Origin of the sequence: Pseudomonas sp. LABIM340, from assembly GCF_040017195.2 — a bacterium.
Classification (GTDB): domain Bacteria; phylum Pseudomonadota; class Gammaproteobacteria; order Pseudomonadales; family Pseudomonadaceae; genus Pseudomonas.
In genome coordinates this window covers 5,579,637-5,593,460 of record NZ_CM200227.1, presented here as the reverse complement: position 1 = coordinate 5,593,460, position 13,824 = coordinate 5,579,637, and the positions used below count along the sequence as shown (strand labels likewise).

At 57.0% G+C, this 13,824-nt stretch carries 7 protein-coding genes, 2 tRNA genes and 3 rRNA genes; all 12 read left to right on the top strand.

All coding sequences use genetic code 11. The features are described 5' to 3' along the window. Positions 1 to 4: 4 nt before the first annotated feature. The 12 genes from ilvC to ABKS89_RS25715 all read left to right on the top strand — a co-directional run bounded on the left by ilvC (position 5) and on the right by ABKS89_RS25715 (position 13,684). On the top strand, positions 5 to 1,021 hold the full coding sequence (gene ilvC, locus ABKS89_RS25770) for a ketol-acid reductoisomerase (protein WP_017516327.1): 1,017 nt from the start codon (positions 5 to 7) through the stop codon (positions 1,019 to 1,021). Between the two features lie 149 nt (positions 1,022 to 1,170). Continuing rightward, on the top strand, positions 1,171 to 1,995 hold the full coding sequence (gene pssA, locus ABKS89_RS25765; protein WP_017516328.1) for a CDP-diacylglycerol--serine O-phosphatidyltransferase: 825 nt from the start codon (positions 1,171 to 1,173) through the stop codon (positions 1,993 to 1,995). Positions 1,996 to 2,052: 57 nt separating this feature from the next. Next, complete coding sequence (msrP, locus tag ABKS89_RS25760; protein WP_348588184.1) at positions 2,053 to 3,063, top strand: protein-methionine-sulfoxide reductase catalytic subunit MsrP; 1,011 nt, start codon at positions 2,053 to 2,055, stop codon at positions 3,061 to 3,063. Further along, positions 3,063 to 3,671: a protein-methionine-sulfoxide reductase heme-binding subunit MsrQ gene (msrQ, locus tag ABKS89_RS25755; protein ID WP_348588183.1), complete on the top strand. Its 609-nt coding sequence runs from the start codon at positions 3,063 to 3,065 to the stop codon at positions 3,669 to 3,671. The genes msrP and msrQ overlap by 1 nt, the downstream gene beginning before the upstream one ends. Positions 3,672 to 4,216: 545 nt before the next feature. Further along, positions 4,217 to 5,753 (top strand): 16S ribosomal RNA (locus ABKS89_RS25750). Between the two features lie 64 nt (positions 5,754 to 5,817). Continuing rightward, a tRNA-Ile gene (locus ABKS89_RS25745) sits at positions 5,818 to 5,894 on the top strand. A gap of 27 nt (positions 5,895 to 5,921) precedes the next feature. Then, a tRNA-Ala gene (locus ABKS89_RS25740) sits at positions 5,922 to 5,997 on the top strand. 229 nt (positions 5,998 to 6,226) lie between these two features. Further along, positions 6,227 to 9,118, top strand: a 23S ribosomal RNA gene (locus tag ABKS89_RS25735). 135 nt (positions 9,119 to 9,253) lie between these two features. Further along, a 5S ribosomal RNA gene (rrf, locus tag ABKS89_RS25730) occupies positions 9,254 to 9,369 on the top strand. The 16S, 23S and 5S rRNA genes sit together here with 2 tRNA genes alongside, the layout of an rRNA operon. A 758-nt stretch (positions 9,370 to 10,127) precedes the next feature. Next, positions 10,128 to 10,784, top strand: a complete 657-nt coding sequence (locus tag ABKS89_RS25725; protein WP_348587585.1) for a paraquat-inducible protein A — start codon at positions 10,128 to 10,130, stop codon at positions 10,782 to 10,784. After that, positions 10,771 to 11,391 carry a paraquat-inducible protein A gene (locus ABKS89_RS25720; protein WP_348587583.1) on the top strand — a complete coding sequence of 207 codons (621 nt, stop codon included), beginning with the start codon at positions 10,771 to 10,773 and terminating at the stop codon, positions 11,389 to 11,391. The genes ABKS89_RS25725 and ABKS89_RS25720 overlap by 14 nt, the downstream gene beginning before the upstream one ends. Beyond that, on the top strand, positions 11,384 to 13,684 hold the full coding sequence (locus ABKS89_RS25715) for a PqiB family protein (protein WP_348587581.1): 2,301 nt from the start codon (positions 11,384 to 11,386) through the stop codon (positions 13,682 to 13,684). Before ABKS89_RS25720 ends, ABKS89_RS25715 begins: the two co-directional genes overlap by 8 nt. Positions 13,685 to 13,824 lie beyond the last annotated feature (140 nt).

Here is a 13,824-nt window from a genome sequence, read left to right as displayed (position 1 = left end):
CCAAATGCGCGTTTTCTACGATAAAGACTGTGACCTCTCCATCGTTCAGGGCAAGAAAGTTGCCATCATCGGTTACGGTTCCCAGGGCCACGCCCACGCCTGCAACCTGAAAGACTCCGGCGTCGACGTTACCGTCGGCCTGCGTGCGGGTTCTTCCTCCGTTGCCAAGGCACAGAACCACGGCCTGAAAGTCGCCGAAGTGGCTGAAGCCGTTGCCGCTGCCGACCTGGTCATGATCCTGACCCCGGACGAATTCCAGGGCCGCCTGTACAAGGACGAGATCGAGCCGAACCTGAAGAAGGGCGCTACCCTGGCCTTCGCTCACGGCTTCTCCATCCACTACAACCAGGTCGTACCGCGCGCTGACCTCGACGTGATCATGATCGCGCCGAAGGCCCCGGGCCACACCGTTCGCTCCGAGTTCGTCAAGGGCGGTGGCATCCCTGACCTGATCGCCATCTACCAGGACGCTTCGGGCAATGCCAAGAACGTCGCTCTGTCCTACGCCTGCGGCGTTGGCGGCGGCCGTACCGGCATCATCGAAACCACCTTCAAGGACGAGACCGAAACCGACCTGTTCGGCGAGCAGGCTGTTCTGTGCGGCGGTTGCGTCGAGCTGGTGAAAGCCGGTTTCGAAACCCTGGTCGAAGCCGGTTACGCTCCGGAAATGGCCTACTTCGAGTGCCTGCATGAACTGAAGCTGATCGTTGACCTCATGTACGAAGGCGGCATCGCCAACATGAACTACTCGATCTCGAACAACGCCGAATATGGCGAGTACGTGACCGGTCCGGAAGTCATCAACGCCGAATCCCGTCAGGCCATGCGCAACGCTCTGAAGCGCATCCAGGACGGCGAATACGCCAAGATGTTTATCTCCGAAGGCGCCACCAACTACCCGTCGATGACCGCCAAGCGCCGTAACAACGCCGCTCACGGCATCGAAGTCATCGGCGAGCAGCTGCGCGCCATGATGCCGTGGATCGCTGCCAACAAGATCGTCGACAAGACCAAGAACTAAGGTCCTTTCGACAAACGAAGAAACGCGGCGCTTGCCGCGTTTTTTCGTTTAGGGGCGGTGATCTGGTATAAAGCGGGGGCGTCGGGTGAGTCTGCGCAGTAGCGTGCCCCGGCGAATCTCAGCCTCAACGAGTTCTCAAGGAATCGTCCATGAGTGAAGGTCACGAGGAGCCGAACAAGGCTTCCGACACCGAAGAAAGTCTGCTGCCCATCGATGAGCACATCGAGGAGGGCCATGACGCCGAAGGTCGCAAGGTTCGTCATCGCGGCATCTACCTGCTGCCCAACCTGTTCACCACCGCGGCACTGTTCACCGGCCTGTACGCCATCATCAATGCCATGAACGGCGACTTCTCCAACGCCGCCATCGCCATCTTCGTCGCCATGGTCCTCGACGGCCTCGACGGTCGTGTGGCCCGCCTGACCAATACCCAGAGTGCCTTCGGCGCCGAGTACGACTCGCTGTCCGACATGGTCGCCTTTGGTGTCGCTCCGGCGCTGGTTGCCTTCGAGTGGGCGCTGAGCAGCCTGGGTAAGGTCGGCTGGATGGTCGCCTTCATCTACGTGGCAGGTGCCGCGCTGCGGCTGGCTCGCTTCAATACCCAGGTGGGCAAGGCCGACAAGCGCTACTTCATCGGTCTGGCCAGCCCGGCTGCCGCGGCGCTGGTTGCCGGTACGGTGTGGGCGTTCGCCGACTTCGACGTGCAGGGTGCCAAGGTTTCCCTGCTGGTTGCCCTGATGGTCGCTGCCGCCGGCATGCTGATGGTCAGCAACATCAAGTACTACAGCTTCAAGGATCTCGACCTGCGTGGCCGCGTGCCGTTCATGGCGATCCTGGTGGTGGTGCTGGCATTCGCGGTGGTCTTCACTGACCCGCCGCGCATCCTGCTCCTGCTGTTCCTTGCTTACGCCACCTCCGGCCCGGTGCAATACTTGTTGCAATTGCGCCGTCGCAAGCAGCCGCCTGCCGTGTAATTTCCAGCGGGCTCCGCAGTCTACTGGCGCATACAGCCAGTCGTTGCGGAGCCCGTCATGCTGATCAAGTCGTCCCGCCTTTCCGATTGCCACGAATCGGAAGTCACTCCTGAATCCCTCTATCTCTCCCGTCGCCACTTTCTCGGTGGTGCGATGGCGGCTGCCGCGTTATCCGGATTGCCGCGTCTGAGTCTCGCCGATGGCGGTCGCTATGCCGAAGTGGCGGAAGCGGCTGCTCCTTCCTGGTTGGCGGAGAAGCTGTCGGCTACCCGCTGGGATGCCGTGACGGTGAAAGATGAAGCCATCACGCCATTCAAGGACGCGACCACCTACAACAACTTCTACGAGTTCGGTCCCGACAAGGGTGATCCCGCCGCCAATGCCGGCGCGCTGAAGACCGAGCCGTGGTCGGTGGTGATCGATGGGGAAGTGGGCAAGCCGGGCAAGTATGGACTCGAAGACTTCATCAATCCCTATCAGCTGGAGGAGCGCATCTACCGGCTGCGCTGTGTCGAGGCCTGGTCGATGGTGATTCCCTGGATTGGTTTCCCGATATCCGACCTGATCAAGCGCGTGGAGCCGACCAGCAAGGCGAAGTACGTGCGCTTTGAAACCCTGGTGGATCGAAAGGACATGCCGGGTGTGCAGTCCAATTTCGCCTTGATCGACTGGCCTTATGTAGAAGGGCTGCGCATGGATGAGGCAATGCATCCATTTGCGATATTGGCAGTCGGCATGTATGGCCGGGTGCTGACGAACCAGAACGGAGCACCGCTTCGCCTGGTGGTGCCGTGGAAATATGGTTTCAAGGGCGCCAAGTCCATTGTGCGGATCAGCTTCGTCGAGGAGCAGCCGAAGACCACCTGGCAGAGCCTGGCCTCGGATGAGTACGGCTTCTATGCCAACGTCAATCCAACCGTTGACCATCCGCGCTGGAGTCAGGCGCGCGAGCGTCGCCTGCCCAGTGGACTATTCAGCCCCAATGTTCGTCCTACCCTCATGTTCAACGGCTACGCCGAAGAAGTCGCTTCACTCTATGCGGGCATGGACCTGAGGAAGGATTACTGATGCGCTATCCGTTCTGGCGGGCCGGGGTGTTTCTGGCTGCGTTGCTGCCGCCGCTTTATTGGCTGTACCAGGCGTGGATCTTCGATCTGGGCCCGGATCCGGGCAAGGCGTTGGTTGACCGACTGGGGCAGGGCGGCGTGATCCTGTTGCTTGTAACCCTGGCTATGACTCCCCTGCAGAAGATCACCCGCTGGGGAGGCTGGGTACAGGTGAGGCGGCAACTGGGTCTGTGGTGCTTCACTTATATAGTGCTGCATCTGAGTGCCTATGCCGTCTTCATCCTGGGCTTGGATTGGGCGCAGCTGGGCGTCGAGCTGCGCAAGCGTCCCTATATCATCGTCGGGGTCGTTGCCTTTCTCGGTCTGCTTTCCCTGGCGATCACCTCCAACCGGTACAGCATGCGAAAGCTCGGTGCGAGCTGGAAGAAGCTGCATCGCCTGATATATGTCATCCTCGGTCTGGGATTGCTGCATATGCTGTGGGTCGTACGCTCCGATCTCGAGCGCTGGGCGATCTATGCCGCCATAGGCCTTGTTCTGCTGCTTTTGCGGGTGCCGCCAGTGGCGCGTCGTCTGCCGTTGCTGCGGGGCCGCCTGGCGGCTAACTGAAGAAAGATTAAATTAGTCGTTGACGGCCGATTTAAACTCCCTATAATGCGCACCACTCCCAGCGACGAAGCGCTGAAAGAACTTGAAAATCAAGTACTTACAAAGGTTCGGAGTTAGGAGTGGTGGTCAGGCAGGTGATTCACTTGCCGCTCTTCGTTAGCTGCTCCGGCAGTGAGCTGAAAAGAAGATCGCCGAGGTGGTTGACAGCGAGTTTGATCGCTGTAGAATGCGCCTCCCGCTGATGAGAAGGTTTCCTTCGCTGAAGCACAAGCGATTGAGTAGAAAAGAAATTTTCGAAAAATAAAGCTTGACGGAAGATGAGGTTAGCGTAGAATGCGCGCCTCGGTTGAGATGAAAGCCTTAGCCAACTGCTCTTTAACAAGTTGAATCAAGCAATTCGTGTGGGTGCTTGTGATGTAAGACTGATGATCGACTGATTATCAGCAACGCAAGTAACACTCGTGAATTCGAGAGTTTTAGCTCTTTAAACAGAGCATGCGATTGCTGAGCCAAGTTTAGGGTTTTCTCAAAACCCAAGCAGTATTGAACTGAAGAGTTTGATCATGGCTCAGATTGAACGCTGGCGGCAGGCCTAACACATGCAAGTCGAGCGGATGATGGGAGCTTGCTCCCGGATTCAGCGGCGGACGGGTGAGTAATGCCTAGGAATCTGCCTGGTAGTGGGGGACAACGTTTCGAAAGGAACGCTAATACCGCATACGTCCTACGGGAGAAAGCAGGGGACCTTCGGGCCTTGCGCTATCAGATGAGCCTAGGTCGGATTAGCTAGTTGGTGGGGTAAAGGCCTACCAAGGCGACGATCCGTAACTGGTCTGAGAGGATGATCAGTCACACTGGAACTGAGACACGGTCCAGACTCCTACGGGAGGCAGCAGTGGGGAATATTGGACAATGGGCGAAAGCCTGATCCAGCCATGCCGCGTGTGTGAAGAAGGTCTTCGGATTGTAAAGCACTTTAAGTTGGGAGGAAGGGCAGTAAGTTAATACCTTGCTGTTTTGACGTTACCAACAGAATAAGCACCGGCTAACTTCGTGCCAGCAGCCGCGGTAATACGAAGGGTGCAAGCGTTAATCGGAATTACTGGGCGTAAAGCGCGCGTAGGTGGTTTGGTAAGATGGATGTGAAATCCCCGGGCTCAACCTGGGAACTGCATCCATAACTGCCTGACTAGAGTACGGTAGAGGGTGGTGGAATTTCCTGTGTAGCGGTGAAATGCGTAGATATAGGAAGGAACACCAGTGGCGAAGGCGACCACCTGGACTGATACTGACACTGAGGTGCGAAAGCGTGGGGAGCAAACAGGATTAGATACCCTGGTAGTCCACGCCGTAAACGATGTCGACTAGCCGTTGGGATCCTTGAGATCTTAGTGGCGCAGCTAACGCGATAAGTCGACCGCCTGGGGAGTACGGCCGCAAGGTTAAAACTCAAATGAATTGACGGGGGCCCGCACAAGCGGTGGAGCATGTGGTTTAATTCGAAGCAACGCGAAGAACCTTACCTGGCCTTGACATGTCCGGAATCCTGCAGAGATGCGGGAGTGCCTTCGGGAATCGGAACACAGGTGCTGCATGGCTGTCGTCAGCTCGTGTCGTGAGATGTTGGGTTAAGTCCCGTAACGAGCGCAACCCTTGTCCTTAGTTACCAGCACGTTATGGTGGGCACTCTAAGGAGACTGCCGGTGACAAACCGGAGGAAGGTGGGGATGACGTCAAGTCATCATGGCCCTTACGGCCAGGGCTACACACGTGCTACAATGGTCGGTACAGAGGGTTGCCAAGCCGCGAGGTGGAGCTAATCCCATAAAACCGATCGTAGTCCGGATCGCAGTCTGCAACTCGACTGCGTGAAGTCGGAATCGCTAGTAATCGTGAATCAGAATGTCACGGTGAATACGTTCCCGGGCCTTGTACACACCGCCCGTCACACCATGGGAGTGGGTTGCTCCAGAAGTAGCTAGTCTAACCGCAAGGGGGACGGTTACCACGGAGTGATTCATGACTGGGGTGAAGTCGTAACAAGGTAGCCGTAGGGGAACCTGCGGCTGGATCACCTCCTTAATCGAAGATCTCAGCTTCTTCATAAGCTCCCACACGAATTGCTTGATTCACTGGTTAGACGATTGGGTCTGTAGCTCAGTTGGTTAGAGCGCACCCCTGATAAGGGTGAGGTCGGCAGTTCGAATCTGCCCAGACCCACCAATTGTTGTGGTGTGCTGCTGATCCGATGGGGCCATAGCTCAGCTGGGAGAGCGCCTGCTTTGCACGCAGGAGGTCAGGAGTTCGATCCTCCTTGGCTCCACCATTAATCGTCGAAAGCTCAGACATGAATGTTCAGGATGAACGAACATTGATGTCTGGTCTTTGTGCCAGAACTGTTCTTTAAAAATTTGGGTATGTGATAGAAGTAGACTGAATAATCTCTTTCACTGGTGATTATTCAAGTCAAGGTAAAATTTGCGAGTTCAAGCGCGAATTTTCGGCGAATGTCGTCTTCACGTTCGAGACAATAACCAGATTGCTTGGGGTTATATGGTCAAGTGAAGAAGCGCATACGGTGGATGCCTTGGCAGTCAGAGGCGATGAAAGACGTGGTAGCCTGCGATAAGCTTCGGGGAGTCGGCAAACAGACTTTGATCCGGAGATCTCTGAATGGGGAAACCCACCTAGCATAAGTTAGGTATCTTGCACTGAATACATAGGTGTAAGAGGCGAACCAGGGGAACTGAAACATCTAAGTACCCTGAGGAAAAGAAATCAACCGAGATTCCCTTAGTAGTGGCGAGCGAACGGGGATTAGCCCTTAAGCTTCTTTGAATCTAACAGAACGCTCTGGAAAGTGCGGCCATAGTGGGTGATAGCCCCGTATGTGAAAGGTTCTTTGAAGTGAAATCGAGTAGGACGGAGCACGAGAAACTTTGTCTGAATATGGGGGGACCATCCTCCAAGGCTAAATACTACTGACTGACCGATAGTGAACCAGTACCGTGAGGGAAAGGCGAAAAGAACCCCGGAGAGGGGAGTGAAATAGAACCTGAAACCGTATGCGTACAAGCAGTGGGAGCCTACTTTGTTAGGTGACTGCGTACCTTTTGTATAATGGGTCAGCGACTTATATTCAGTGGCGAGCTTAACCGTATAGGGAAGGCGTAGCGAAAGCGAGTCTTAATAGGGCGTTTTAGTCGCTGGGTATAGACCCGAAACCGGGCGATCTATCCATGAGCAGGTTGAAGGTTAGGTAACACTGACTGGAGGACCGAACCCACTCCCGTTGAAAAGGTAGGGGATGACTTGTGGATCGGAGTGAAAGGCTAATCAAGCTCGGAGATAGCTGGTTCTCCTCGAAAGCTATTTAGGTAGCGCCTCACGTATCACTCCAGGGGGTAGAGCACTGTTTCGGCTAGGGGGTCATCCCGACTTACCAAACCGATGCAAACTCCGAATACCTGGAAGTGTCAGCGTGGGAGACACACGGCGGGTGCTAACGTCCGTCGTGAAAAGGGAAACAACCCAGACCGTCAGCTAAGGTCCCAAAGTTATGGTTAAGTGGTAAACGATGTGGGAAGGCTTAGACAGCTAGGAGGTTGGCTTAGAAGCAGCCACCCTTTAAAGAAAGCGTAATAGCTCACTAGTCGAGTCGGCCTGCGCGGAAGATGTAACGGGGCTCAAACCATACACCGAAGCTACGGGTGCATCGCAAGATGCGCGGTAGAGGAGCGTTCTGTAAGCCTGTGAAGGTGAGTTGAGAAGCTTGCTGGAGGTATCAGAAGTGCGAATGCTGACATGAGTAACGACAATGGGAGTGAAAAACTCCCACGCCGAAAGACCAAGGGTTCCTGCGCAACGTTAATCGACGCAGGGTTAGTCGGTCCCTAAGGCGAGGCTGAAGAGCGTAGTCGATGGGAAACAGGTTAATATTCCTGTACTTCTAGTTACTGCGATGGAGGGACGGAGAAGGCTAGGCCAGCTTGGCGTTGGTTGTCCAAGTTTAAGGTGGTAGGCAGAGATCTTAGGTAAATCCGGGGTCTTAATGCCGAGAGCTGATGACGAGTCATCTTTCAGATGATGAAGTGGTTGATGCCATGCTTCCAGGAAAAGCTTCTAAGCTTCAGGTAACTAGGAACCGTACCCCAAACCGACACAGGTGGTTGGGTAGAGAATACCAAGGCGCTTGAGAGAACTCGGGTGAAGGAACTAGGCAAAATGGCACCGTAACTTCGGGAGAAGGTGCGCCGGCGAGGGTTAAGGATTTACTCCGTAAGCCCATGCCGGTCGAAGATACCAGGCCGCTGCGACTGTTTATTAAAAACACAGCACTCTGCAAACACGAAAGTGGACGTATAGGGTGTGACGCCTGCCCGGTGCCGGAAGGTTAATTGATGGGGTTAGCGAAAGCGAAGCTCTTGATCGAAGCCCCGGTAAACGGCGGCCGTAACTATAACGGTCCTAAGGTAGCGAAATTCCTTGTCGGGTAAGTTCCGACCTGCACGAATGGCGTAACGATGGCGGCGCTGTCTCCACCCGAGACTCAGTGAAATTGAAATCGCTGTGAAGATGCAGTGTATCCGCGGCTAGACGGAAAGACCCCGTGAACCTTTACTGTAGCTTTGCACTGGACTTTGAGCCTGCTTGTGTAGGATAGGTGGGAGGCTTTGAAGCGTGGACGCCAGTCTGCGTGGAGCCATCCTTGAAATACCACCCTGGCATGCTTGAGGTTCTAACTCTGGTCCGTTATCCGGATCGAGGACAGTGTATGGTGGGCAGTTTGACTGGGGCGGTCTCCTCCTAAAGAGTAACGGAGGAGTACGAAGGTGCGCTCAGACCGGTCGGAAATCGGTCGTAGAGTATAAAGGCAAAAGCGCGCTTGACTGCGAGACAGACACGTCGAGCAGGTACGAAAGTAGGTCTTAGTGATCCGGTGGTTCTGTATGGAAGGGCCATCGCTCAACGGATAAAAGGTACTCCGGGGATAACAGGCTGATACCGCCCAAGAGTTCATATCGACGGCGGTGTTTGGCACCTCGATGTCGGCTCATCACATCCTGGGGCTGAAGCCGGTCCCAAGGGTATGGCTGTTCGCCATTTAAAGTGGTACGCGAGCTGGGTTTAGAACGTCGTGAGACAGTTCGGTCCCTATCTGCCGTGGACGTTTGAGATTTGAGAGGGGCTGCTCCTAGTACGAGAGGACCGGAGTGGACGAACCTCTGGTGTTCCGGTTGTCACGCCAGTGGCATTGCCGGGTAGCTATGTTCGGAATAGATAACCGCTGAAAGCATCTAAGCGGGAAACTAGCCTCAAGATGAGATCTCACTGGGAACTTGATTCCCCTGAAGGGCCGTCGAAGACTACGACGTTGATAGGTCGGGTGTGTAAGCGCTGTGAGGCGTTGAGCTAACCGATACTAATTGCCCGTGAGGCTTGACCATATAACACCCAAACAATTTGCGTGTTGTACGGTGAAGACGTAACGAACCGAAAGTTCGTGTGAACCGCAAATTACCTGTCACATACCCGAATCTGGATGAGCGTGTGCACCTGCCACGAGCGTCCATAAAGAATTGCTTGACGACCATAGAGCGTTGGAACCACCTGATCCCATCCCGAACTCAGTAGTGAAACGACGCATCGCCGATGGTAGTGTGGAGTTTCTCCATGTGAGAGTAGGTCATCGTCAAGCTCCTATCCCAAAGCCCCGGTCAGCTTCGCTGTCCGGGGCTTTGCCTATTAGTGTAAGCACACAGTTTGTGCTTGCCGCTGACGAGAGCTCAGGCTCTCCAAAGCCAAGCGATTGAGTAGAAAAGAAATTTTCGAAAAATAAAGCTTGACGGAAGATGAGGTTAGCGTAGAATGCGCGCCTCGGTTGAGACGAAAGCCTTAACCAACTGCTCTTTAACAAGTTGAATCAAGCAATTCGTGTGGGTGCTTGTGATGTAAGACTGATGATCGACTGATTATCAGCAACGCAAGTAACACTCGTGAATTCGAGAGTTTTAGCTCTTTAAATAGAGCATGCGATTGCTGAGCCAAGTTTAGGGTTTTCTCAAAACCCAAGCAGTATTGAACTGAAGAGTTTGATCATGGCTCAGATTGAACGCTGGCGGCAGGCCTAACACATGCAAGTCGAGCGGATGATGGGAGCTTGCTCCCGGATTCAGCGGCGGACGGGTGAGTAATGCCTAGGAATCTGCCTGGTAGTGGGGGACAACGTTTCGAAAGGAACGCTAATCCCAAGACCCCTGGTCAGCATCGCTGGCCGGGGGTTTTGCTTTTTCCCATGGAAATCCACACAGGTGATGACGGCTATCCCGCGTACGAGGGGCGTCGCAGAGAACTGCACGGCTGGCAGCTTTCTCCACGAAATTTGAGGCATTGTTCGGGCTCCGGATGGGCGGTTGCGTCGTCTACAATAGCTTCAAATTTTCCCTGAGTTCCTACATGCCCGACATCGAAGGACATGCCTTGCAGGACCTGCCTCTGGAAGAGCTGATGGCTTGCCACGAGTGCGACCTGCTGATGCGCCGCGAGCCCGTTCCGCTTGGGCACCGATCAGTCTGTCCGCGTTGCGGGTATGAACTGGAAATCCACCGTCCCCACATGGCCCGCCGTGCCCTGGCGTTGGTGCTGACGGCGCTGTTTCTATACATCCCGGCGAACTTCCTGCCGATCATGCACATCACCATCCTGGGCCAGACCAGCATGGACACCGTGTGGAGCGGCGTCGTTGGCCTGTATCACTCGAATATGGCTGGCGTCGCTTTCCTGGTGTTCCTGTGCAGCATGGTGATTCCACTGGCGAAGCTGCTCTGTCAGTTGTTCGTGCTGCTGTCCATCCGCTACAAGGCGCTGCGCGAGCACGGCATGCTGCTACTGCGCGGCTACCAGCACCTGCGGGAGTGGGGAATGCTCGAGGTGTACCTGATGGGCATCCTCGTCTCCATCGTCAAGCTGATAGGGATGGCGGAGTTGCACGTCAGCGTTGGCCTGGCCTGCTTCGTGGGCTTGCTGCTCACTCAGGTCTGGCTCGAAGTCACGATGTCCCACCACCAGGTGTGGGGCGAGCTGTGTGGGGAGTTCGACGATGCGAGCCATTGATGTGGGGATCGTGGTGTGTGGCGAATGCCACCAGCTCAACCGGCGCGAGGAACATGACGAGACCCACTGCAGCCGCTGTGGTGCCGTGGTGCATGAGCGGACGCCCAACAGCATCATCCGGACCTGGGCGCTGCTGATCACGGCGGCGATCCTCTACATCCCCGCCAACCTGCTGCCGATCATGACGGTGAACTTCCTCGGCAACGGGATGCCGGCGACGATCATGGAAGGCGTGGTCGAGTTGATCAACGCGGACATGATTCCCATCGCTGCCGTGGTCTTCGTCGCCAGTATCCTGGTGCCCACTTTCAAGCTCGTCGGCATTGCGCTGCTACTGTATTCGGTGCAGCGGCGACAGCCGCTTTCCGCCCTGCAACGGAATGTGATGTATCGCTTCATCGAATGGATCGGTCGCTGGTCGATGCTCGACATCTTCGTCATCGCGATCCTGGTGACGCTGGTGAACTTCGGTAATCTGGCCAGCATCGAGGCAAACCTCGGTGCAGCCGCCTTCGCCAGCGTGGTGGTGCTCACCATGCTGGCTGCAGTGACTTTCGATCCCCGGCTGATCTGGGATAACACGGACGCGGAAGAAAACGATGAGTGACCTCCCAACACCCAAGATGCGCAAGACCACCAACTGGTCGGCTATCTGGATCCTCCCGCTGATCGCCCTGGCGATCGGTGCCTGGCTGGCATGGCGTGCCTATGACCAGGCGGGGATCATGATCCAGATCCAGTTCGAAAGCGGCGAGGGTATCCAGGCCAACAAGACCGAGGTGATCTTCAAGGGGATCGGCGTCGGCAAGGTCATCGACCTGCATGTGAACAAGCCGACCCTGGGCGTGATCGCCATGGTGGAGATGCGCAAGGAGGCCGCCGAGTACCTGAGCAAGAGCACGCGCTTCTGGCTGGTCAAGCCGCGGGTTTCCATCGCTGGCGTCACCGGCCTGGAGACACTGGTATCGGGTAACTACATCGCGATCGACCCGGTGAAGGGTGAGCAGCAGAAGGAGTTCGTCGCCCTGAAGGAGCCGCCACCGCTCTCCGACAGCCTGCCCGGCCTGCACCTGACGTTGAAGGCCGATCGCCTGGGCTCGCTGGAGCAGGGCAGCCCGATCTATTACCGGCAGATCCAGGTTGGCCAGGTGAAGAGCTACCGGCTGGCGGAAGACCAGAAGACCATCGAGGTGAAGGTCCACATCGAACCGGCCTACGCCAATCTGGTGCGCAAACATACGCGTTTCTGGAATGCCAGCGGCATCACCCTTTCCGGCAGCCTCAGCGGCCTGAAGCTGCGCACTGAGTCCCTGGCAAGCATCGCCGCCGGCGGCATCGCCTTCGCCACGCCGGAGAACTATGCGGACAGCCCGCCCACCGACCCGACCAAGCCCTTCCGCCTGTATGAGGACTACGATGCCGCGCAGGCCGGGCTCAGCGTCAAGGTGAAGGTCAGCGACGTCAGCGGCCTGACTCCCGGCAGCACGCCGGTGATGTACAACGGCGTTGAAGTCGGTACGGTCAAGAGCATTGACATGGACAAGGACTTCAACGGTGCCACTGCCACCCTGTCCATGGATCCGCGCACCGAAGAGTTCCTCAACAGCAAGACCGAGTTCTGGATGGTCAAGCCAAGCATCTCGCTGGCCGGGATCACGGGGCTCGAGGCGCTGGTGAAGGGCAACTACCTCAACGTGCGCTTTGCCAGCGGCGGGGAACCGACCCGTGATTTCGTCATCCGGCCCAAGGCGCCGCCGCTGAATCTCGACGCTCCGGGCCTGCACCTGGTGCTGACGACCGACCAGCTCGGTTCGCTGGAAGTCGGCACGCCGATCCTCTATCGCCAGATGAAGGTCGGCAGCGTGCAGAGCTACCAGCTCTCCCGTCGTGACCCGTCGCGTCTGGTCATCGGTGTCCACATCGAGCCGGAATACGCCAAGCTGGTGAACACCTCGTCGCGCTTCTGGAATATCAGCGGTGTCACCATCAGTGGCGGTCTGGACGGGATCAAACTCAAGAGCGAGTCGCTGCAGACGCTGATCGCCGGTGGCATTGCCTTCGATACGCCCGACCCCAAGGCGGCGCCGATCACTAAAGTGCGTCGCTTCGCCCTGTTCGACAGTGAGGATGATGCTCACCTGAAGGGCCAGATGATCGAACTGCGTGCTGATACCGCCGACGGCCTGAAGGAAGGCACCGTCCTGCGTTACAAGGGGCTGGAGGTGGGCCGCGTCGAGCAGGTGGAGCTGAGCAAGGACCTGCAGAGCGTGCAGCTGAAAGCGCGCCTGACCCGCGGGGCGGATCGTATCGCTCGCCAGGGGACCCGATTCTGGGTAGTGGGGCCGCAGGTCGGTCTGTCCGGTGTCAGCAACCTGGGCACCATCGTCAGCGGTCAGTACATCGAGGTTCTCCCCGCATCCAAGCCCAGCCAGGCGCAGACCAGCTTCAGCCTGCTGGGGGGCGAACCGAATCGCCTGCTGGATGCCGATGGCCTGCGCCTGACGCTGAGTGCGGCTCGTCGTGGCTCGCTGAAGACTGGCGTCCCGGTGACCTACCGTGAGGTACAGGTCGGCAAGGTGACGTCTTTCGAGCTGGGTGAAACAGCCGACCGCGTGCTGATCCACGTCCTCATCGAACCGCGTTACGCGGCACTGGTGCGGACGGGCAGCCGCTTCTGGAACACCAGCGGTGTCGGCGTGGATGCCGGGTTGTTCAAGGGCGTGAAGGTGCGCACCGAGTCGATGGAGACCATCCTCGCTGGCGGCGTGGCCTTCGCCACCCCGAACAATGCCGAGATGGGCTCGCCGGCCAAGCCGGGCCAGACCTTCGCGTTGTTCGACGAGGCAAACGACGAGTGGCTGGACTGGGCGCCGAAGATCCCGCTGGGCAAGGCGAACTGAGTTCCAGCCGAACAGGAAAAGGGCCGCGATTGCGGCCCTTTTTCATGTGGCGCGTACGAATGAAGGGTGAGCAGCACCCGTAGGATGGCGTGGAGCGCAACGATACCCATCGACATGGTCGGTAGGACAGAATGGGTATC